Source organism: Streptomyces sp. NPDC001634 (assembly GCF_040298185.1).
Lineage (GTDB): Bacteria > Actinomycetota > Actinomycetes > Streptomycetales > Streptomycetaceae > Streptomyces.
Genome location: NZ_JBEOZU010000009.1, coordinates 1 through 18,543, shown reverse-complemented (window position 1 = coordinate 18,543; position 18,543 = coordinate 1). Strand labels below are relative to the sequence as shown.

At 72.0% G+C, this 18,543-nt stretch carries 17 protein-coding genes and 1 pseudogene; 8 read left to right on the top strand and 10 right to left on the bottom strand.

All coding sequences use genetic code 11. The annotated features are described in order from the left end of the window. Positions 1-128 precede the first annotated feature (128 nt). The 3 genes from ABT186_RS08010 (at position 129) to ABT186_RS08000 (ending at position 4,152) form a co-directional block, all read left to right on the top strand. Positions 129-794 (top strand): TetR family transcriptional regulator, encoded by a 666-nt coding sequence (locus tag ABT186_RS08010; RefSeq protein ID WP_351222972.1) that lies wholly within the window; start codon positions 129-131, stop codon positions 792-794. A 229-nt stretch (positions 795-1,023) separates the two neighbouring features. After that, positions 1,024-2,376 (top strand): MFS transporter, encoded by a 1,353-nt coding sequence (locus ABT186_RS08005; RefSeq protein ID WP_351924133.1) that lies wholly within the window; start codon positions 1,024-1,026, stop codon positions 2,374-2,376. Positions 2,377-2,688: 312 nt separating this feature from the next. Then, positions 2,689-4,152, top strand: a complete 1,464-nt coding sequence (locus ABT186_RS08000; protein WP_351924131.1) for a glycosyltransferase — start codon at positions 2,689-2,691, stop codon at positions 4,150-4,152. A gap of 19 nt (positions 4,153-4,171) precedes the next feature. Here the strand turns inward: ABT186_RS08000 and ABT186_RS07995 are convergent, their stop codons facing one another. Both ABT186_RS07995 and ABT186_RS07990 read right to left on the bottom strand, forming a co-directional pair. Further along, complete coding sequence (locus ABT186_RS07995; RefSeq protein ID WP_351222978.1) at positions 4,172-4,522, bottom strand: VOC family protein; 351 nt, start codon at positions 4,520-4,522, stop codon at positions 4,172-4,174. Between the two features lie 86 nt (positions 4,523-4,608). Beyond that, entirely contained in the window at positions 4,609-5,205 is a 597-nt protein-coding gene (locus tag ABT186_RS07990) for a TetR/AcrR family transcriptional regulator (RefSeq protein ID WP_351222980.1), read from the bottom strand. Positions 5,206-5,316: 111 nt separating this feature from the next. Here ABT186_RS07990 and ABT186_RS07985 point away from each other — a divergent pair, with 111 nt between their 5' ends. Further along, the gene (locus tag ABT186_RS07985) at positions 5,317-6,207 is read left to right on the top strand and encodes an NAD(P)-dependent oxidoreductase (protein WP_351223010.1); all 891 of its coding nucleotides are present in this window, start codon (positions 5,317-5,319) and stop codon (positions 6,205-6,207) included. 34 nt (positions 6,208-6,241) lie between these two features. Here the strand turns inward: ABT186_RS07985 and ABT186_RS07980 are convergent, their stop codons facing one another. After that, entirely contained in the window at positions 6,242-6,691 is a 450-nt protein-coding gene (locus ABT186_RS07980) for a PPOX class F420-dependent oxidoreductase (protein ID WP_351222982.1), read from the bottom strand. A gap of 98 nt (positions 6,692-6,789) precedes the next feature. On the opposite strand from ABT186_RS07980, the gene ABT186_RS07975 reads away from it, so the two are divergent. From ABT186_RS07975 to ABT186_RS07965, 3 genes are all read left to right on the top strand, one after another. Further along, entirely contained in the window at positions 6,790-7,368 is a 579-nt protein-coding gene (locus ABT186_RS07975; protein WP_351924129.1) for a TetR/AcrR family transcriptional regulator, read from the top strand. Then, on the top strand, positions 7,365-8,777 hold the full coding sequence (locus tag ABT186_RS07970; RefSeq protein ID WP_351924127.1) for an MFS transporter: 1,413 nt from the start codon (positions 7,365-7,367) through the stop codon (positions 8,775-8,777). Before ABT186_RS07975 ends, ABT186_RS07970 begins: the two co-directional genes overlap by 4 nt. Before the next feature lie 71 nt (positions 8,778-8,848). Beyond that, on the top strand, positions 8,849-10,075 hold the full coding sequence (locus ABT186_RS07965) for a serine hydrolase domain-containing protein (protein ID WP_351222988.1): 1,227 nt from the start codon (positions 8,849-8,851) through the stop codon (positions 10,073-10,075). Between the two features lie 17 nt (positions 10,076-10,092). Here ABT186_RS07965 and ABT186_RS07960 read toward each other — a convergent pair whose 3' ends face one another. The 5 genes from ABT186_RS07960 to ribA all read right to left on the bottom strand — a co-directional run bounded on the left by ABT186_RS07960 (position 10,093) and on the right by ribA (position 15,233). Continuing rightward, positions 10,093-11,259, bottom strand: a complete 1,167-nt coding sequence (locus ABT186_RS07960; protein ID WP_351222990.1) for a saccharopine dehydrogenase family protein — start codon at positions 11,257-11,259, stop codon at positions 10,093-10,095. Positions 11,260-11,263: 4 nt separating this feature from the next. Next, positions 11,264-12,307 (bottom strand): saccharopine dehydrogenase, encoded by a 1,044-nt coding sequence (locus tag ABT186_RS07955; protein ID WP_351924125.1) that lies wholly within the window; start codon positions 12,305-12,307, stop codon positions 11,264-11,266. Continuing rightward, entirely contained in the window at positions 12,304-13,449 is a 1,146-nt protein-coding gene (locus tag ABT186_RS07950) for an NAD(P)/FAD-dependent oxidoreductase (protein ID WP_351222994.1), read from the bottom strand. Before ABT186_RS07950 ends, ABT186_RS07955 begins: the two co-directional genes overlap by 4 nt. Further along, on the bottom strand, positions 13,446-14,420 hold the full coding sequence (locus tag ABT186_RS07945; RefSeq protein WP_351222996.1) for an ornithine cyclodeaminase family protein: 975 nt from the start codon (positions 14,418-14,420) through the stop codon (positions 13,446-13,448). The genes ABT186_RS07950 and ABT186_RS07945 overlap by 4 nt, the downstream gene beginning before the upstream one ends. Positions 14,421-14,546: 126 nt before the next feature. Continuing rightward, complete coding sequence (gene ribA, locus ABT186_RS07940; RefSeq protein ID WP_351222998.1) at positions 14,547-15,233, bottom strand: GTP cyclohydrolase II; 687 nt, start codon at positions 15,231-15,233, stop codon at positions 14,547-14,549. 55 nt (positions 15,234-15,288) lie between these two features. On the opposite strand from ribA, the gene ABT186_RS07935 reads away from it, so the two are divergent. Continuing rightward, complete coding sequence (locus tag ABT186_RS07935; protein WP_351924123.1) at positions 15,289-16,095, top strand: creatininase family protein; 807 nt, start codon at positions 15,289-15,291, stop codon at positions 16,093-16,095. A 371-nt stretch (positions 16,096-16,466) separates the two neighbouring features. On the opposite strand, the pseudogene ABT186_RS07930 reads toward ABT186_RS07935, so the two are convergent. Together ABT186_RS07930 and ABT186_RS07925 are read right to left on the bottom strand one after the other, a co-directional pair. Beyond that, positions 16,467-17,480, bottom strand: a pseudogene (locus ABT186_RS07930) (lysylphosphatidylglycerol synthase transmembrane domain-containing protein); the annotation flags it as partial. 41 nt (positions 17,481-17,521) lie between these two features. Then, a complete protein-coding gene (locus ABT186_RS07925; RefSeq protein ID WP_351924119.1) occupies positions 17,522-18,466 on the bottom strand; it encodes a class I SAM-dependent methyltransferase in 945 nt (314 codons plus the stop codon). Positions 18,467-18,543 lie beyond the last annotated feature (77 nt).

Sequence of the window (18,543 nt, the reverse complement as noted above, 5' to 3'; positions counted from 1 at the left end):
AGCGGCACTAATGTACGAACCAGTACGTTAGCTATATCAGCATCACTGGTCCACGTGAAGACCCGACGGGAACACCCCGGCCGTGCTTCTACAATCACCGGCACCGGCCCCTCGCCCGAAGGAACCCCATGACCAGCGTCGACGAACCGGCACGACCAGGCGGGCGCATCCGCGACGCCGCCCGCACCAAGGCCGAGATCCTCGACGTCGCCACGCAGGAATTCGCCCGGGCCGGGTACGACGGGGCCCGCGTGGACGAGATCGCCGCCCGCACCCGCACCACCAAGCGGATGATCTACTACTACTTCGGCGGCAAGGAACAGCTGTTCACCGCCGTACTGGAGCGGGCCTACTCGGTGATCCGCGAGGCCGAGCAGCAACTCGACGTCGAGCATCTGGACCCGGTCGCGGCCATCCGGCGCCTGGCGGAGCTCACCTTCGACCACCATGAGCAGCACCCCGACTTCATCCGCCTCGTCAGCATCGAGAACATCCACGAGGCGGGGCACATCGCCGCCTCCGAGCGGCTCGGGAAAATCGGCTCGCCCGCCCTGGACGTCATCCGCCGCATTCTTGAAGCGGGCCAGAAGTCAGGCCTGTTCACGGCCGATGTCGACGCCGTCGACCTGCACGCGATGATCAGCTCCTTCTGCTTCTTCCGTGTCGCCAACCGGCACACCTTCGGCGCCCTGTTCGGCCGCGATCTGGTGGCCGCCGACCAGCGCGAGCACTACCGCACGATGCTCGGCGACATGGTCATCGCGTATCTGACGGCGGACCGCACGGAAGTCTGAGCGGCACCCCTCGCCCGAAGATCCTTCGGCACGGACCCTTGACACCCGGGAAACACGGGCGCAACATCACTGGCCAACCGCTACTAACTATCCAGTGGGTTAATTAGCCGGGACGCGAGCGAACCGAAAAGCTGCGCGCCCGGCGCGGCCGACCCGTCACCCCAGGGATCCGGCACTTCTCCCCTCCGCTCACTCCACTTACGTTGGAGTCCCCTCGAAGGAGCACGCCGTGTCTGTCCCCGCCACGCCCCCGGACGCCCCGCCCGGCCAGCCGAAGAAGGCCGCGACGGCCGCCTGGATCGGCAGCGCGCTGGAGTACTACGACTTCTTCATCTACGGCAGCGCGGCCGCGCTGATCTTCCCGAAGGTCTTCTTCGACGCGTCCGACCCGGCCAACGCAACACTCCTGTCCCTCGCCACGTTCGGCGTCGCCTACGCGGCCCGCCCGGTCGGCGCGCTGTTCCTCGGCCACTTCGGCGACCGGCACGGCCGCAAGAAGATCATGGTGTTCACGCTGATCCTGATGGGCCTGTCGACGTTCCTCATCGGCTGTCTGCCCACCCGCGCCCAGGTGGGCGGCCTGGCCCCGGTGCTACTGGTGCTGTGCCGCGTCCTGCAGGGCATCTCGGCGGCGGGCGAGCAGGCCAGCGCCAGCTCCATGAGCCTGGAGCACGCGCCACCGCACCGGCGCGGCTTCTTCACCAGCTTCACGCTCAGCGGCACCCAGGGCGGCCAGCTCATCGCCACGCTCGTCTTCATCCCCGTCGCCGCGCTCCCCGAGGACCAACTGCTCTCGTGGGGCTGGCGCGTCCCGTTCTGGCTGAGCGTCGTGGTCGCCGCCGTCGGCTATGTCATCCGGCGCAGGCTCGCGGAGACCCCGGCCTTCGCCCGGCAGGCCGCCACCGAGGGCGTCGTCCGGCTGCCGCTCGCCGTGCTGCTGCGCGAACACTGGGCGGACGTGCTGCGGGTGATCGCGGGTGCCCTCATCGCCTCGGTCAGCACGATCTTCACCGTGTGGGCGCTGGCGTACGCCACCAGCGACGCGGTGGGCATGTCCCGCTCCTCCATGCTGTGGGTGGGCGCCCTCGCCAACCTGGTCGCCCTGGGCGCGATCCCCGCCTGGGCCACGCTCTCGGACCGCATCGGCCGCCGCCCGGTGTATCTGGTCGGCGCCGTCGGCAGCGCGGTGATGATGTTCCTCTACCTGTGGTCGATCTCGACCGGCTCGTACCCGCTGACTCTGCTCCTGGGCATCCTCACCTTCGGTGTCGTCTACAGCGCCGCGAACGGTGTCTGGCCCTCCTTCTACGGCGAGATGTTCTCGACCCGGGTGCGCCTGTCCGGGGTGGCGATCGGTACGCAGATCGGTTTCGCGGTGGCCGGGTTCGCGGTCACCTTCGCCGCGGAGATCGCGGGTCCCCATGGCACGGACTGGTCGTCGGTGGCCCTGTTCACGGCGGCCCTGTGCGTCCCGCCGGTCGTCGCCGCCCTCACGGCCCGTGAGACGCACAAGGTGCCCTCGGAGCAGCTCGGCGAGCGCCCGGCCGGCAAGGCAGCGAGCCGGGAGACGGTCACGGCCTGAGGCACCCCTGGTCACCCGGGTCCCCGACTGCACCGGGCTGTTCGGGGACCCGGGTCCGTCTGCTGCCCCACTCCCCCGCCCTTCATGGTGAGCGCCCGGCTCATGGTGAGCGCCCGGCCGGGCGCTCACCCGCCCGACACGGGAAGAGCCCGGCGCACACATCGTGCGCCTGTCTCTCTTTCCCGCTGACCGGCCCGCACATCGTGCGCCCGTCTCTCTCCGGCCGGCCGGCCCGCACGTCGTGTGCCCGCCGTCCGGGTGGCCGGGGCCGCACGTCGCATGTCGGTCATCTGCGCGTCCTAGCCTGACGCCATGTCCCGTCGCCCGCCCCGTCGCCCGGTACGCGCCCTCACCCTGGCTGCCTCGGTGGCCTGGGCCGAGTTGCGGCACGATCCGCGGCGTGCGGTCCTGCTCGCCGTACGACTGCTGCCGTCCCGTGCCCGGCGTCCGCTGCGGCCTCTCGAGCGCCGCCTCGCCGTACGGGCCCGCCCGTCGGGACCGTCGGGGGAGCCGTCCCCCGCCCGCGTAACAACCACGCCGGGGCGTCCGATCCGGCCCGTGCCCGGCCGCGTGCTGCACCTGGTCACCGACGGGCCGCCGTACAGGCACACGGGCCACACCCTGCGCACCCAGGCTCTCGCCCGAGCGCAGTCGGCGTCGGGGCTCGACCCGCACGTGGTCACGCGCATCGGTTTTCCGGTGACCCAAGGGGTGTTCGACGCCCGGCCGCTGCACCTGCTGGAGGGCGTCCCCCAACACCGGCTGCTTCCGTGGTGGCTCCCCTACGGCTCGGGGCCGGTGCTGGCGCGCAACGCCGAGCTGGCCGCCCGGCTCGTCGAACGGCTGCGCCCTTCGGTGCTGCACGCTGCCGGCGACCACGGCAACGGCCGGGTGGCGCTGGCCCTGCGCGAGGCGTACCGGCTTCCCGTGGTCTACGAGGTGCGCTGCTTCCCGGAGGAGAGCTGGCTGACCCTGGCGCCCGGCCGCCGTCGGAGCGACGAGACCTATCGCGCACTGCGGGAGCTGGAGACGTACTGCATGCGCGAGGCGGATGCGGTACTGACTCTGGGCGAGGCGATGAAGGCCGAGATCGTCTCGCGCGGGGTGCCGGAGGAACGGGTGCGGATCGCGCCCGACGCCGTCGACCCGAACTTCCTCGAGGCGCCGCCCGATGGCCGCGCCCTGCGCGCCCGTCTCGGCATCGGGCCCGACGAGTACGTCGTCGGCACGGCCGGCGCCCTCACCCGCCAGGAGGGCATCGGCACGCTGCTGGAGGCCGGGGCCGAGCTCAGACGCCGGGGCGTGCCGGTGCGGCTGCTCGTGGCCGGCGAAGGACCCGAGCGAAGAACGCTCGAAGAGCTGGCCGGGCACCTGGGACTGGACGACGGCGCGGCTCAGTTCACCGGCCGGTTGCCGCACGACCAGGTGCGGGCGTACCACGCCGTGCTGGATGTGTTCGCGGTGCCGCGCACCGACGAGCGCGCCGGCCATCTGATGACCCCGTTCGAGCCGGTCGAGGCGATGGCGAGCGGTCTCCCCGTGGCAGCAAGTGATCTCACGGCGATGAGAGAACTGGTCGAATCGGGGCTGACCGGGCGGCTGATTCCGCCGGAGTCCTCTCTGGCCTGGGCAGATGAACTCGAAATGATGCTCTACAGCCCAAGGAGGCGGCAGGCCTGGGGAGCCGCCGCCCGGGCGGCCGTCGCCCGTGACCGCACCTGGGCGCGGGTCGCGGGTACGACCCGCGACACCTACCGTGCCCTCGGATGCCTCTGAGGACTCCTCCCGCTGCGGGTCAAAGGTCGTACGCCACCGGGTGGAGCGGCTCGTACAGGCCGACCTCGTCCCCGCCGGGCAGCCGGAAACCGGTGACCCGGCCCCAGCGGGCCTCGGTGACCGCCCGGGTGAACTCGACGCCCTTCGCGGTGAGTTGGGCCATCGTCGAGTCAAGATCGTCGCACATCAGCATGAGTTCGTGCGAGGGCTCTCCGTCGGCCGGGTGGAAGGCGAGTTCGGCCGGCGGGGCCTTGAAGACGAGCCAGCCGTGACCCGCGTCGACATGCGCCCACCCGAGGACGTCCCGGAAGAAGACCCGGTCCGCCTCGGCGTCACGGGAGTAGATCACGACATGTGCCCCATTGATCACGAGCGGACGCTAGTGGCGGCGGGGGACGGACGGCAAGCCCGGCACGCAGTGCGTCCCGCACCGGCGGCAGGGCCTCGCCCCGGCGGTCAGGCGTCCCGCTCGACGCTCCCGTCGAGCAGAGGCCCCAGTTCCCGCGCCACGGTCGTCAGCGCACGTACGTCCCGTTCGGCACGGGCGATCAGCAGCGCTCCCTCCAGCGTGCTGATCATGAGCGTCGCGAGCGGTTCGGCACGGGCCGCCGGGACGCCCATGTCCGTCAGCGCCTCGGCCACCGGGCGGGTCCAGCAGGCGAACGCCGCCGCGGCCGCTGTCCGCGTGGAGTCGGTGGACTGCGCACAGTCCACGGTCGCGGCGGCGACCGGACAGCCTCCCCCGAACCCGGCCGACGCGTACTCGTCCGTCCACTGATGCACCATCGCGGCGAAGAGCCCGCTCGGCGTCGGCTCGGTCATCCCTGAGAGGAAGCGCGCGACCCGTTTCGCCGCATACCGGCCGGCCCAGTCCACCGCCTCGTTGACGAGCTGTTCCTTGCCACCGGGGAAGTAGTGCTGGAGCGAGCCGCGCGGCGCCTGCGCATGGGCGGCGACCTCGCGCATACCGGTCGCGGTGACGCCGTCGCGCCGGATCAGCTGGGCCGCGCTGAAGACCATCCGCTCGCGCGGCCCGCGCTCGGACACCGCCATCGTCGACCTCCCGACTCACCGCGTCGATGCTCGTCCCACCCTATGACCGGCGTCATAACGCCCGCTACTATGACCGCTGTCATAGGCGCCTCGCAGGGAAGGCGGTCCATGGTGGACGTCGGTTTCATCGGTCTCGGCGTCATGGGGCAGCCCATGGCGCTCCAGCTGGTCCGGTCCGGTACGCCGCTGGTGGTCTGGAACCGCACAGCCGCCCGCACGGAGCCGCTGCGCGCGGCCGGCGCCAAGGTGGCGGCGGACCCCGCCGAGGTGTTCGCGCGCGCGGACGTCGTGATCCTCATGCTGGCCGACGACGGCGCGATCGACTCCACCCTCAGCCGCGGCACCCCGGACTTCGCCGCGCGCGTCGCCGGACGCGTCGTCGTCCACATGGGCACGACCTCGCCCGGCTACTCGCACGGCCTTCAGGCCGACGTTCTCGCGGCGGGCGGGAGGTATGTCGAAGCGCCCGTCTCGGGATCCCGGGTCCCCGCGGAGAACGGCCAGTTGGTGGCCATGCTGGCCGGAGACGACGCGACGGTCGGCCTCGTGCGGCCGCTGCTCACCCCGATGTGCCGCGAGATGTTCGTCTGCGGCCCCGCTCCGAGCGCCCTGCTGATGAAGCTCTCGGTCAACCTGTTCCTGATCACCCTGGTGACCGGGCTCTCGGAGGCGTACCACTTCGCGGAACGGCACGGACTCGACCGGCAGCTCTTCCTGGACGTCCTGGACGCGGGCCCGATGGCCAGCGGAGTCTCCCGGATGAAGGCGCCCAAGCTGCACTCCCGCGACTTCACGGTGCAGGCGGCGGCCCTGGACGTCCTGAAGAACAACCGGCTGATCGCGGAGGCCGCCCGCAAGGAGGGCCTCGCGTCCCCGCTTCTCGACGTCTGCCACACCCTCTTCGAGGAGACGGTGACACTGGGGTACGGCGGCGAGGACATGGTGGCCGTCCTGCGCGCCATCGAGGCGCGCACCACCGCCGGTCTTCCGGACCAGGCATAGTGACCGGCGCGGCTGTTCCCACGGGTCCATACACCTAGCCTCTGTTGGCGCCCTTGGGAATGCCGTACGCCCGCTCGACATGCAGCCGCAGTACCAGGCGCCGGTCGCGGACCATCGCGGCGCGGAAGTCGTCCCAGTCGGGGTGCTCGCCGAGGACGTCACGGTAGAGCCGGACGAGTTCCCCGACCGTCTCGTCGTACGGATCCTGCGCGACCGGCGAGAGGTCGGCCGTACCCTCGGCGACCGTGTACGCGCGCCGGTCGGGGCCGGTCACGTGGTACGAGGCCCTCGGGTCCCGGCGCAGATTGCGGGTCTTGGCGCGGTCGTCCGTGATCGAGACCCGGATGATCTGCTCGTCCGGGTCGTAGGCGTGGCTGACGTTCGACAGCTGAGGCCGGCCGTCGCGTTTGAGGGTGACCAGCACCCCGCCGTGGACCTCGGAGAGCAGTGCGAGCAGAGCGTTCTGCGTGGCGTCCTGAGTCATACCTGGGTCAACTCGGCCGCCCGAGCCCCGCATTCCCGGGCAGACGTCGTCCACATCATCTGTAGACACTGTCTACTCCCGGGTGGTAGACAGTGTCTATGAGTGATCCGGAGACCGGGCTGCGAGCCCGACTGGTCGATGTCGGCGTCGACCTGGTGAACACGGAGGGCGTACAGGCGCTGACCCTGCGGGAGATCGCCCGACGGGCGGGGGTCTCGCACGGCGCCCCGCGCCGCTACTTCCCCACCCATCTGGAGCTGCTGTCGGCCATCGCGCGCCGCGGCTTCGGCGACCTGGCGGCGCGGGCGGCCGAGGCGGTCGGCGACGGCACAGCGAGCCCCCGGGACCAGCTGACGGCGTTGGGGCACGCCTATCTGGACTTCGCACTGACCCACCGCGGAATGCACGAGCTGATGTTCCGTCATGATCTGCTGGAGAGCGGTCATCTGGGCCTGCGCGGGACCAGCCTTCCGCTGTTCTCCCTGCTGGTGGACCTGGTCGGCCGGACCCGCCCGGATGCCGACGCGGCGCTCGTCGCGGGCTCCCTGCTGGCGAACCTGCACGGCATCGCCCAGCTGTGGACCTGGGGAAGCCTCCAACTCACCACGGGCGCCGACGACTTCGTACCCCTGCTGCACACGGCGCTCGACGCGCACCTCGGGCCGGCCGACCGGTGAGGGCGCACCACGGTCTCACGCTCGCGAGCAGCGTGGTCGGCGCTGTGATCGTCGCCCTGGACGGCACGGTGCTCACCGTCGCGCAGCCCACCCTGCGACGCGATCTGCACGCCTCATTCGCCCAGGTGCAGTGGACGAGCACCGGCTATCTCATCGCGGTGGCAAGCCTGCTGGTCTTCGCCGGCCGCCTCGGCGACCGCCACGGCCACCGGCGGATCTTCGCCCTGGGCATGGTGGGCTTCGGCGCGGCCTCCGCCGGGATCGGGGTGGCGCCCGGCATCGGCTGGGTGATCGGACTACGGGTGGTCCAGGGCGTCTTCGGTGCCCTGCTGCAGCCGGCGACGCTCGGCATGCTGCGGGCCGCCTACCCGCCGGAACGGCTGGGGATGCCGATCGCCCTGCGCACCAGCGCGATCGGTGCGGCCGCCGCGGCCGGTCCGCTGGTGGGCGGGGCGCTGGTCACGCCCTTCGGCTGGCGGGCCGTCTTCTTCCTCAACGTGGCGCCCGCGCTGGTCATGGGCGGCCTGGCGGCGGTCGTACGCGGTCCGGAGCGCACGCCCCCGTCCCGCACACCGCTGGACCTCCCGGGTGCGGGTCTGCTCGCGGTGGCCCTGGTGTGCCTGGTGTACGCCCTCGTCGGCATCCCGGACTCCGGCCGGCCGGCCGATGCCGTGCCGGCTCTGCTCGGGGCAGCGGCGGCAGGCTGGGGGTTCGTCCGGCACGAGCGCCGCACCGCGAGCCCGTTGGTGCCGGCGGGCGTGCTCGGCTCGACGGGCGTCGGCCCGGCGCTCGGTCTGCTCGTGGCCGCGTCGGTGACGATGCTGGGCGCGCTGTTCGCGAGCAGTTACCTGCTTCAGGAGGTGCTCCGTCTCGACCCGTTGCAGACGGCGCTGCGGGCCCTGCCGGGGCCCGTGGCGATGGTGTTGGGCGCGCCGGTGACGGCCGTCCTCATGCGCCGGTTCGGTCCGCGCCGTACGGCCGGGGCGGCCATGCTGCTGCTCGCCCTCGGAGTCCTCGTACTGTCCCGGCTGGAAGAGGCGTCGTCGGCCGTCCCGGCGGGAATGGGATTCCTACTGGTGGGCGCCGGTTTCGGCATGGTGATGGTGACAGCGACCGCCGTCGTCGTACGACAGGTGCCCGTCGCATCGGCCGGGGTGGCCGGCGGGCTGCAGCAGACCGCGCTGAACGTCGGGCCCACGGTGGGCGTCGCCGCCGCGAGCACGCTGATGACCGGCACGGACGCGGCGCCCGGACCCACGCTCGTGGTGCTCGCCGGCGTGTCCCTGCTCGGCACGCCGCTGGCCCTCCGCCTGCCCGGCCGGTCCGGAACGCGGGCCTCTCCCAAGGTCTCGACTTCGCTCGACCAGGGGGGACCCCCGCCCGTGGAGGGATCGGCCCCGGTTCCGTAGCGGACCATGAAATGTTGGACCCGAAGACCCGGAAGACCCGGGACGACGCCGGGAGAGACCGGAGGAGAACGATGGGACACCTGCGGCAAGAGGTGGAGCCGGACGAGGTCGGCCTCGACCCGAAGGCGCTGGCCCGCCTCGACCAGCACTTCGCGCACCAGGTCGACGACGGCCGGCTGCCCGGCTACCTGGTGGCCGTCTCCCGGCACGGCCGTGTCGCCCACCTCACCACGTACGGGCACCGCGACGTGCAGGCGCACCTCCCGGTCGAGACCGACACATTGTGGCGGATGTACTCGATGACGAAACCGGTCACGTCGGTCGCCGCGCTGATCCTGCTGGAGGAGGGCCGCTTCGGGCTCGACACGCCCGTCGCCGAGTTCCTGCCGGCCTACGCCGATCCGCAGGTGTACGTCGACGGCTCGGGCCCGGACATCCGGACCCGCCCTGCCGAGCAGCCGATTCTGGTCCGCCATCTGCTCACCCACACGGCGGGGCTGACGTTCGGCTTCTACCGTTCGCACCCCGTCGACGCCCTGTACCGGGAGGCGGGCATCGACTCCTCCGTGGTACCCGGCACGGACCTTGCGCAGACATGCGAGGCGTATGCGCGGCTCCCGCTCCAGTTCGAGCCGGGCACACAGTGGAACTACTCGGTGGCGACCAACGTCCTGGGCCGGCTCGTCGAGGTGGTGTCGGGCCTGGACCTGGACGACTTCCTCGCCGAACGGATCTTCGCCCCGCTGGGCATGAAGGACGCGGGCCTGTCCCTGACGCAGGAGCAGGCGCCCCGGCTGGCGGAGCTGTACGGCGAGACGGAGGACGGCGGCATCACCCCGGTCCCCGGTCTGCCCCTGCACGGCCGGCCCCGGCTCCTTTCCGGCAGCGGCGGCATGGTGGCGACGGCGTACGACTACCACCGCTTCATGGAGTTCCTGCGCCGCCGTGGCGAACTGGACGGCACCCGGCTGCTGAGCGCCGACACGATCGCCACGATGGCCTCGAACCACCTTCCGGGCGACGCCGACCTGCGCTCCTACGGCAGCCGGGTCCACCGGGAGCCCGGCAAGGCGGGCCTCGGTTTCGGCCTCGGCGTCTCCGTCGTCACGGACCCCGAACTGACCCGGTCGCCCGCGGTCCTGGGCTCGTTCGGCTGGAGCGGGGTGGCCACCACGACGTTCTGGGTGGACCCGCACCACGATCTGACCGTCCAGTTCCTGACCCAGCTCCGCCCCATGGGCTCGCACACGGTCTACCCGGAGCTGAAGCGGCTCGTGCACGAAGCGGTGGGAGGCTGAACGGCGAGCTCCCGGATTCACGGCAGCACCGTGAACTCCAGCCCTTCCTCGGCCAGTTCCCGCAGCCACTGTCCGGACCGCTCCGCCGTCCCGGCCGCCCGGTTGAGTCCCGCCGGCAGGGAGCCCGCAAGGACATACCGGACGCCGAGGGCCAGAGGGCGGGAGACGCAACGGGCCATCGCGCTCTCCTCCTTGGTGCCCTCGAGGTCCAGCAGGCAGCGGCCCGACCACGTCTCGCCCGAGTCGGCCCGTACGTCCAGGGTCACGGCCAGGACCACGCGGTCGCGGTCCTCGTCCGTCGTCGGGTACGTCGCCGCCAACTCGGCTGCCAGGGCTGCGATGCGCGCGTCGTCGCCCCCCTTCAGTTCCTCGAAGACCCGGTCCCAGGCGCGCAGCCAGCCGTCGAGGCGGAGGGTGCCGCGCACGAAGGTTCCCGGCTTCCAGGCGGGCGGCAGTCCGTACTGGTCGACGAAGGGGACGCTGTCACGGTTGGGGTAGACCTCGAAGGTCTCGCCCTCGATGACGTGGGGGCGGGTCGCCTCCCAGGGGCGGGCCACCGTCGTCTCGGCGCCGTCCTCGATGTAACGCGCCGGTGAGCGCAGGGCGTTGAGTACTCCGAGGGGCGCCCAGCTGAAGCGGTACCTGAAGTCGTTCGGGATCGCGGGGATGCCGCCGCAGTACGAGGTGAGGCTCACCTCCGCGGCCGTCCCGGCGCCGATCGCCTTCTTCGCCCGGGCGATCAGTCCCTGCGCGAAGAGGTGGTCGATGCCGGGGTCCAGGCCCGCCTCGGTCAGCACCACGACACCCGCCTGGCCACCCGCCGGCACCAGGTCCAGGACGGCGTCCGACACATAGCTGGAGCAGGCGAAGTGGGCACGCCGCTCGACGCACACGCCGAGCAGGGCCGCGTGTTCGGGTGCCGGGAGCATGGAGACGACCACGTCGCCCGGAGCCACCTCCGCCGCGAGCGCCGGCAGGGTGAACGCGCGCGGTTCGGCCCGGCCCGTCAGGCCGAGCCCGGCCAGGGACCGCGCGGCGCGCTCCTCGGTCCGGTGCCACAGGCGGACCCGGTCCGCGGTGTCGCAGAGCACGGCAAGCCCGCTGCCCGTGGACAGGCCCGCGCCGACCCAGTGGACCGTACCGCTCGCCGGGACCGGCGTGGACTGTTTCGTGGTCTCGGACATGGTTCTACTTCCTTTCCCCCGCGCGGAGTTCACGGACCGCCTCGTCGAACCGTTCCCGGCAGCGGCCCCAGGGGCCGCCGACCTCGAAGTCCGGCAGCAACGGAGTCAGCGCCGCCGAGAAGTCGCAGCTCGCCTCCAGCGGCAGCAGGGAGGGCAGGTTGTCGATGGCGATCAGATCGAGGACGGGCTCCTCGCGCAGTCGGCGGACCGGATGGTCCCAGTCGCTCGCGGTGTCGTAGAACGGCAGGAGGTTCAGGGGCGATCCCACGTCGACCGTCACATCGCACACGGTGCGCAGCCGTCGGCTGGGGTCGTCGAGGTCCTTGTCCGTCAGGAACGGCGGCACCGGGCGCGTGGTGAGCACGGTGTTGACCATCAGCTCGTGGGCCAGCAGGGCCGGCCGGTCCAGTTCGCGGGTCTCGGCCAGGTCCCAGCATGTGGGGTCGACGCCGGCCACGCCCAGCGCGACCCGCGCACCGCGTCCGCTGCGCCCCAGCGCACCGATCACCAGTGCCCGCGCCTCGCCCGCCGCCGCGCGGAGCTGTTCGTCCAGCTCCTCCTTGGACGTCGGCCGCAGTGGCGCGGTCAGCCGGCCACGGTGGTGGAGCAGGGCGAGGGCTGCGCCCAGGTATCCGGCCCAGTAGCCGAACGCGGCGAGCCTGCGCCCCGTGTCGTCCACCAGGTATTCCAGGTCGAGCAGCGTTCCACCGCCCGCGAGGAAGCGGCGCAGCAGGGTCTCGGCGCCCGGCTGCCCCTTGTAGGCGTGACCGAAGAAGATATGGCGGTGAATCAGATCGATGGGCTCGTCGGGGAGTTCCTTGAGTCCGACGATCACCGCGTCCGGCGACGCCGTCACCCAGGAGCCGGGCCCGGCGATGCGGCAGCCCACCGCCTCGTACTCCTCGGCCGGGAAGACCCGCTGCGGTGAGTCCTCGACCGTGACGGTCACTCCGCTCTCGACCAGCCGCCGGGCGTCGGCCGGCACGATCGGCGTGCGCCGCTCGGTCGTTCGGGACTCGTGGCGGAGCCACAGGTGGAGCTCGGTCATACGCGGTTGACCTCCGGGCGCAGTGCGTCGGCGGCGAACCGGCCGACGCTCAGGGGGCTGACGTCGACGAAGGGTACGCGTCCCAGGTAGAGATCCCTCAGGACCTCGCCGACGGCGGGCCCCTGCAGGAAACCATGGCCGGAGAAGCCGGTGGCGTACAGGAAGCGGGAGGGCGAACTCGCCTCGCCGATCAGCGCGTTGTGGTCCGGAGTGACCTCGTACAGGCCCGCCCAGCCGCCGGTGCGGCGCAGGTCGAGCAGGGCGGGCGCCCTGCGTTCCATCGCCTCGTAAAGACGTGGGATCCAGCGGTCGTGGGGCTCGGTGGCGAAGCCGGGCTCCTCGTCGGGGTCGGACATGCCGACGAGGAGGCCCGGGCCCTCCCTGTGGAAGTAGAAGGTGCTGCTGAAGTCGATGGTCATGGGCAGGGCGGGCGGCAGATCCGGCACGGCCTCCGTGACGGCGATCTGCCGGCGCAGCGGCTGGACCGGCAGGTCCACGCCCACCATCGCGCCGACGGCCCGTGACCAGGCGCCCGCCGTGCAGATCACCGTGTCGGTCTCGATGCGGCCGCGCTCGGTCATGACAGCGGTGATGGTGTCGCCGTGCAGTTCGATGCCGGTGACCGCGCAGTGCCGCAGGACCTTGGCGCCATGCCGACGGGCCCCGGCGGCATAGCCGTGCACCACGGACTCGGGGGTGCAGTGCCCGTCGTCCGGTGAGAACGCGGCGGCCAGCAGTCCATCAGGGGTTATCAACGGCGACAGACGCTTGGCCTCGGCCACGTCGATCATGCGGCTGGGTACGCCGAGGGAGTTCTGCAGCCGCACCCCGGCCTCGAAGGAGGCGACCTCCTCAGGGGTGGACAGCAGGAAGAGATAGCCGACCCGGTGCAACCCGATGTCCTGTCCGGGCTCCTCGGCGAACCGCCCGAACGCCTCCAGGCTCCGCGCCCCGAGCTGGACGTTGAGTTCGTCGGAGAACTGCGCCCGTACGCCGCCGGCCGCCCGCGAGGTGGAACCGGAGGCGAGCTCCCCGCGCTCGACCAGGACGACGTCGGGGACGCCCGCGCGGGCGAGATGGTAGGCGGTGCTCGTCCCCATCACCCCGCCGCCGATGACCACGACGCTCGCACGCGGGGTCATCGGGGCTCCCGTCCACGGGCCGCGTCGATCACGGCCCAGGCCGCCGCCGCGTCCTGGACGCCGAGCCCGACGCTGGTGTACAGGACGATGTCGTCGGTGCTCGTGCGCGCCTCCCGGCGGCCCGTGAGCACCCCGCCCAGGGGTACCAGGTCGTCCGCGGCCAGCAGCCGGTCGCACAGCGCGGCCACGACCGGCCCCGAGTGCTCCCGTGCCGTGTCCGGGTCGTCCACGACCACCGTCGCTGACCGCCGTACGACCTCCGCGTCCACCTCGCTGCGGGTGGGTTCGAACGAGCCGACGCTGACGACCGTGCAGCCGGGCGCGAGCCATTCGCCTCGGACGACGGGCGTGCGGCTGAGGGTGCAGGCGGCGATCATGGGGAGCCCGGCCACGGCCTCCTCCGCGCTGTCCGTGGCCTTGACGGGGATACCGAGTTCGGCGGCGAGGACGTGTGCGGCCCGGGCGCGCCGGTCCGGGGTCGGGCTCCAGATGCGTACGGAGCGCAGGGGACGCACCCGGGCGACGGCTCGCGCATGGGCGAGCGCCTGGGTGCCGGAGCCGAGGAGGCCGAGTTCGGCGCTGTCGGCGGTGGCGAGGACGTCGAAGGCGACGGCGCTGGCGGCGGCCGTGCGCAGCGTGGTCACCGCCGTGCCGTCCAGAACGGCGACCAGCCGCCCGGTCACCGGGTCCAGGGCGTTGATCACCGCGTGGATCGTCGGCAGCCCGGCTGTCGCGTTGCCCGGGTTCACGCTGCCGACCTTGGCCACGGGCCCGGTGTCCGCGGACAGGCGCGCGACATAGGCGAAGACGACGCTGTCGTCGTAGCGGCTGGGATGCATGATCTTGCCGGGGAGTTCGGCGGTTCCGTCCCCGAGCGCGGTGAAGGCGACGCGCTGGGAGTGGATCGCCAGGTCGGTGTCCAGCAGTTCCAGGATGCGGTCGCCGGAGAGGTGGAGGACGTCGTCGGTCATTCCTTGATTGTTTCCGGGAACCGGGCCCACGTCACCGAGGGCCGCGGGTGCGGCGGCCGGCATCGTACGGACGCCGGCCCCGGCCGGCCGCCGCGCACCCCGCTCATGAACAGTGCACCGCCGCACTCACGAGGAGTGCACCACCGCGTCCAGATGCGGCAGGTAGTGGTCGAGCCGCTCCCGCTTGGTCCGCAGGTAGGTGATGTTGTTCTCGCACGGCGGTATCAGCAGCGAAACCTGCTCGTCGATCTTGATGCCGTGGCGCAGCAGCGCCTCCCGCTTGCGCGGGTTGTTGGAGAGCAGGCGCACGGACCGTACACCGAGGTCGTGCAGGATCTCCGCCGCGACCCCGTAGTCGCGCGCGTCCACCGGGAGGCCGAGAGCGAGGTTCGCCTCGACCGTGTCCAGGCCTTCCGCCTGGAGCTTCATCGCGCGCAGCTTGCCGAGCAGGCCGATGCCGCGGCCCTCGTGGCCGCGCAGGTAGACGACGATGCCACGCCCCTCGGCCACGATCTCCCGCAGCGCGGTGGAGAGTTGGGGCCCGCACTCGCAGTGCGTGGACCCGAAGGCGTCCCCGGTCAGGCACTCGGAATGCAGACGGACGAGCATCCCCTCTTCCTGGATGTCGCCGTACACCAGCGCCACTTGTTCGTCACCGCGGTCGTGGTCGAGGTAGCCGATGGCCTGGAAATCACCGTACTTGGTGGGCAATGGGGCGTTCACGACTCGGGTGACCCCGGTGGGGGCATTCACGACTCGGGGGCCTCCCGAGCGGTGGGCATTCCCGCCGAGCACGCCGTCAATGTCTGTCATGATCTGTTCCTATCTTGGTAAGCGCAGGCGGTACGAGACGAAAGGCCGTGAAATCATGAGCGATTCGGGAACTGCGGATACTGCCGGCGGTGTGCTGCCGTCGGACACCTCGCACGACGTACGGGCACGGGCGGCCGGCCCCTACCGTCAGGTCGCCGTCCTTCCCGTGGGCAGTTTCGAACAGCACGGTCCGTACCTTCCGCTGGCGACCGACACGCTGGTCGCCTGCTCGATCGCCCGCGAGGTCGCCGCCGCGTATCCGGTTCACCTCCTTCCTCCGGTGACGATCTCCTGCTCGCACGAGCACGCCGGGTGGCCGGGCACCGTGAGCATCTCCTCCGTCACTCTCCATGCGGTGGTACGGGACATCGCCGAATCGCTCCGCCGCTCGGGCGTGGAGGCCCTGGTGCTGGTGAACGGTCACGGCGGGAATTACGTCCTCGGCAATGTCGTCCAGGAATCCGGGGGCAGCGGTGTGCGGATGGCGCTGTTCCCGGCCCCGGAGGACTGGGAGACGGCCCGGGAGCGGGCCGGAGTGCTCACCTCGCTGCTCAGCGACATGCATGCCGGGGAAATCGAGACCTCCATTCTTCTGCACTGTCATCCCGAATTGGTCAGGCCCGGTTACGAGACCACCGATTTCGTCGCCGACGACCGAAGGCATCTGCTCACCCTCGGTATGTCGGCCTATACGGAATCCGGTGTCATCGGGCGTCCTTCACTCGCTTCCGCGGAGAAGGGGAAGCAACTGCTTGCGGCGCTCGCCGACTCCTTCGAGGCGTATTTCTCCCTGGTCGCCTCGGACGAGGGCTTGGACGGCGTACCGGGGATCGCCAGTCCAGAAGGCTGGCACCGGTCGTGACGCCGCATCAGAGCCGGTCCGCGCGGCGCGGGAGGTGACCGGGGGTAGGAGGCGTACGGCACGGAGGCACGGAGCGCGTGGGGGGTGCGCTCCGGGCCCCGCGCCGCGGGCCTCGACGGCGTCGCGGCGGGTTCTTCCGCGGCCTCGGTCGTCGTCCCGTCCGTTTCGGGGGTGTGGCCCGTGCTCGCGGTGGGGGCGGGTTCGTCCGTCATCGCGTCCGTCATCACGTCCGTCATCACGTCCGTCTTCGCGTCCGTCTTCGTGCGCGGCTGCCGCAGGCCCTCGTACCACCGGGCGAGGAGTACGAGGATCCCGGGCAGGCTCGCGACGAAGCTGAGGACGCCGTACACGACCGCGACGCTCAACCCCGTCTCCGCACCGAGGCCTGCCGCGCCGAAGGCCCATGCGGTGACACCCTCCCGGGGGCCCCAGCCGCCGATGTTCAGCGGCAGGCCCATGGCGATGAGGGCGAGCAGGGCCAGGGGCAGGAGCGTGGTCGCAGAGGCGTGCGATCCGGCGACGCGCGCGGCCACCAGGAACATCAGCAGATGCCCGGCGAGCACGACGACGGACGAGAACAGGACGGCCGGCCAGCTGCCGCGGTTCAGCAGGGCCGTCCGCGCCTCGGCGAGCGCGGCATCGAGGGTGCGGCGCCGGCGGGAGGGGCGGGGCGCCCGGCCCAACCGCACCGCCGCCACGATGGCGACCGCACCCAGCGCGGCGAGCGCCAGCAGACCGGCGAAATGGCGGGCCTCGGTCAGCACCGGCGAGGGCAGCGTGAGCAGCACCGGCACACCGACGGCCACGAGGGCCACCTGTCCGGCGGTCCGCTCCAGGAACACGGCGCGTACGCCACGGCCGACGTCACCCGTGCTCTGTCCGTGCCGCACCGCGCGGTGCACATCGCCGAGAACTCCGCCGGGGAGCGCCGCGTTGAGGAACAGCGCGCGGTAGTAGTCGGCGACGGCTGCGCCGAGCGGCAGCCGGATGTCGAGCGCGCGGGCCACGCGGCACCAGCGCCAGGCGCTGAACACGGTGGTCAGCACGCCGATCCCGAGTCCGGCGAGCAGGGTCGGGACGTCGATGCGCCGCAGCCCGTCGAGGAAGACTCCGGTACCGAGGCGCCACAGGAGCACACCGAGGATGACGGCCCCGGCGACCGTGCCGAGGTGCGTGCGCAGGGCACGCAAGACGGGGCGGCGACGGCCGGCCGGCGCGGCGTCCGGCTCGGGGCGCACGACGGCCGCCGCAGGGGCGGTGTCCGTGCGCGGGCCCCGAAGCACGGCCTTGGCCGCACCCGCATCCGCACCCACGCGCGCCGCCGTATCGTCCGCAGCCGTCAGGGCGCCCGTGTCCTCCGGCAGTTGCACACCCACCGCAGCCATGTGTGTTCCCTCCCGCGCCTGTGCCGGGGCCGTCCCTGTGGTCATGACACCCCTCCCGCCGGGCGTGGCAGGACGAGCACGTCGCTGTGGTGCACCACCACTCGCAGTTCGCCCGCCGCACACGCGGCCAGCCGGTCGCGCAGATACGTATCCGCACGGGCCGCAAGCTCCGGCCGCTGTTCCACGGCCGCACCGACCCAGCCGCGCAGCCACTCCTGCGTCAGTTCCGCCTGCTCGGCGCCGAGCCGCCAGGGGCTCGGATGCACCCGTACGCTCGCGCCCAGCCGGTCGAACACCTCACAGGCCGCGCTCACCGAGTCGGGGCCGAGGAGTTCACCGCGCCGCTGGTGGGCGTTGAACGCGGCGCCGATCTCCTGGTCCATGGGGTGCGCGGGCGTGAGTTCCACCTGGCCGACGACGGAGAGCGTCAGCAGGGCCGGGCAGCCCGCGCCCACGACGGCCGTGGCGAGCGTGTCGATCTCCTCGGCGGTCAGGACGTCGAGCAGCGCGGAGGCGGTCACCAGTGAGGCCCCGGTCAGGGCGTCGGGGGTGAGCCGGCCGATGTCGCCGCGCTGGGTGGTGACGGTTACCCGGCTGCCGTCGGCGGCTGCCCGGGGCGCTCCCACCGTGGCGAAGTGCAGCAGGTAGGGGTCCCGGTCGTGCAGGACCCAGTGCTGTGCGCCGTCGAGCAGCGGGGCGAGCCAGCGGCCCATCGAACCGGTGCCGCAGCCCAGGTCGTGCACGACCAGGTCGGTGCTGCGCCCGGGCCGGTTGGCGAGCCGTATCCGCAGCGGGTCGAGCAGGTCGTGCGCCCGCGCCGCGGCATCGGCCGGCTCCCTCAACTGCAGCCACTGCGGGGCGTATCGGGGCACTTCGGGCTCGCCCGGGCCGGGCGTGGGGATGGCGGAGAGGACCGCAGGTGCCGACTGGGGTGCCTCCGGTGCCGTACGCTCCTCGGATCCCGTCGGAGTCGTGCTCGTGCTCATGCCACCCTCCCGGGCTCGTGACGCAGCCGTCCCAGGACGCCCGCCAGGCTGCGGGCCGTGGTTGCCCAGCCGTCCAG